The organism is Planktothrix sp. FACHB-1355, assembly GCF_014748295.1.
GTDB lineage: Bacteria > Cyanobacteriota > Cyanobacteriia > Cyanobacteriales > Aerosakkonemataceae > Aerosakkonema > Aerosakkonema funiforme_A.
On sequence record NZ_JACJUP010001133.1, the window covers coordinates 1 to 2,195 of the forward strand.

Below are 2,195 nucleotides of genomic sequence, written 5' to 3' on the forward strand. Positions count from 1 at the left end.
GCTTGAGACAAATTCGCACCATCAAAATTTGCATTTTCTAGATTAGCTTGCCGCAGAACAGAGTGTTTGAGATTAGCATAGGAAAATTTTGCGTTCCTTAATTTAGCGCCTCCTAAAACCACATTTTGCAAATTTGCTTTTGAGAAATCTGCATTGTTAAACTGCCTGAGTGATAGATCCTGGTTAGATAGGTCGCATCGCTGACATTCATTCGTTTTGCGCTCCAAAAACCGTTGCTTTCTGGCATCAGGTGTATTCAACGTCAGAAATACAACGATTGGCAAAGTTAAGATTCCAGCTACATAGCCCAGACAACCTAGAGTACAGGAGCGAGTATCGATCCACTTTTCTGGCGCGAAGGAGTGTTGAGTTATATTTCGATCGGACTTGGGCATTGTTATAGAGATTGACATAGAAAGTCATAGCGAGGATTGATCCCCGTACCCATAAACTCATAAAATTAAATCTATTAAGAATTCTTTTAGCATCAGTAGAGCAAGAACTATGACTTCTCGTCCCATTATCCTTGGCATAGTTGGCGACAGCGCCGCCGGTAAAACAACGCTGACTAAAGGTATTGCACAGGTGTTGGGGCCAGATAATGTCACGGTGATCTGCACGGATGATTACCACCGCTACGACAGGAGTCAGCGTGCCGAGATTGGGATCACGGCACTGCACCCGGACTGCAATTATATAGATATCATGCAGCAGCACCTCAGCTTGCTGCGAACCGGACAACCGATCCTCAAGCCGGTTTACAGTCACAAAACAGGGACGTTTGAACCGCCACAGTATATCAAGCCCAGCAAATTTGTGATTATTGAAGGATTGCTCGGTTATTCAACGCGGATAGCACGAGATTGCTACGATGTCAAGGTGTACCTGGCTCCGCCAGAATCCCTGCGTGCTAATTGGAAGGTGAAGCGAGATACGATGAAGCGGGGCTACACGGCGGAACAAGTTCTTGCGGAAATGGAAAAACGGGAACCTGATTCGGAACAGTTTATCCGTCCGCAACGCCAGTGGGCAGATGTGGTGGTGAGTTTCTACCCGCCTAAAGATGCTTCTGGGGAAGATGCTTCGCACCTGAATGTACGGTTGGTACTCAGACCGACTGTACCGCACCCGGATTTTACAGAAATTTTGGAGCAAAGCAAAGTGGATTCGATGCCAGCGATTCGGCTAGAACTCGATCGAGATATGGGTAAACCTGTTGATGTTCTGGAAGTGGATAGTCACGCGACTAAGGAACAGGTTAGCAAGATAGAGAAGATTATCTGTAATGAAATACCTGACTTATTGCCTTTCTGTAGCCTCGAAGGCAACCCAGAACTTGGCAAGCTGATCGGTACAACTGGGGAAACTCTGGAAAGTTATCCCCTGGCGCTAACACAGCTAATGGTTGGCTATCATATGATTAAGGCTACCCACTTGGAGTCTACAAAGGCAGTACCTCTGGAGGGCAGTAGAGTTTAGGATCGAAAAGAAAATGAGTAGCCCGCAGTCAGGCGCAATTGGCTGCGATCGCCTTTGCTACCGACAAAATCTGTTTGCAGACCGATGTCAACTATGCTGTGACGCTGTTTCTGATTTCTTGTGCGGTTGCAGCGGTACAGTGATGCGAAAATTTGTCTGTTCGTATCGAGGGCTGACGGGGCGACAACTATAGCTCAAAGGTAGACTGAATAAGGATCTCGGCGCGACGACCTCTTTGATAATCAGGTAATTTATGAGGACTTAAAGACATCTATTTAGCAGTTTGTTCACTAAAAAAATCAAGGGATTCCGCCCAAACATAGCCGTGTAGACCAATATAAAAGCTGCTATGGTGGCGTTGCATTCTTCGTTTTTCTTTCACGCGACCCACATATTTAACTACTCCCTTCTTTTTGATTTTTTCGCCAGACATGATGGAACTGGTGTAAGCCAAAGTAATCAAGATGATTAAAGCTATTAAGCGCTCATTATTCAGACCAGTTGATTCCAAATTATAACCACCTCTCTTATAATCCCTAAACGAAGCTCCGGCTATACCTAAAGCATAGCCGGAGTAGTTCAGGAAATATATTCTGCTACTGTGGGTAGCTGGCTGAGGGGTGCGGGTTGCATTGGGCCGCGAAAATCTAGCAGTTGCACAAGGAATAGGTAGGCGATCGCTAGAATTAAGGAAATTGCGCCGGTGATAATTGCCA

At 45.8% G+C, this 2,195-nt stretch carries 4 protein-coding genes; 2 read left to right on the forward strand and 2 right to left on the reverse strand.

What is annotated here, in order from left to right; all coding sequences use genetic code 11:
- Nucleotides 1–413, reverse strand: a 413-nt coding sequence (locus tag H6S82_RS29865; RefSeq protein WP_242057162.1) for a pentapeptide repeat-containing protein, incomplete at its 3' end; no start/stop codon positions are given.
- Nucleotides 414–504: 91 nt separating this feature from the next.
- Between H6S82_RS29865 and H6S82_RS29870 the strand changes: the two genes are divergently transcribed.
- Both H6S82_RS29870 and H6S82_RS29875 read left to right on the forward strand, forming a co-directional pair.
- Nucleotides 505–1,479 carry a phosphoribulokinase gene (locus H6S82_RS29870; RefSeq protein WP_190463974.1) on the forward strand — a complete coding sequence of 325 codons (975 nt, stop codon included), beginning with the start codon at nucleotides 505–507 and terminating at the stop codon, nucleotides 1,477–1,479.
- Between the two features lie 13 nt (nucleotides 1,480–1,492).
- Entirely contained in the window at nucleotides 1,493–1,672 is a 180-nt protein-coding gene (locus tag H6S82_RS29875) for a hypothetical protein (RefSeq protein WP_190463973.1), read from the forward strand.
- A 78-nt stretch (nucleotides 1,673–1,750) separates the two neighbouring features.
- Here the strand turns inward: H6S82_RS29875 and H6S82_RS29880 are convergent, their stop codons facing one another.
- Nucleotides 1,751–1,990 (reverse strand): hypothetical protein, encoded by a 240-nt coding sequence (locus tag H6S82_RS29880; protein WP_190463972.1) that lies wholly within the window; start codon nucleotides 1,988–1,990, stop codon nucleotides 1,751–1,753.
- Between the last annotated feature and the right edge of the window lie 205 nt (nucleotides 1,991–2,195).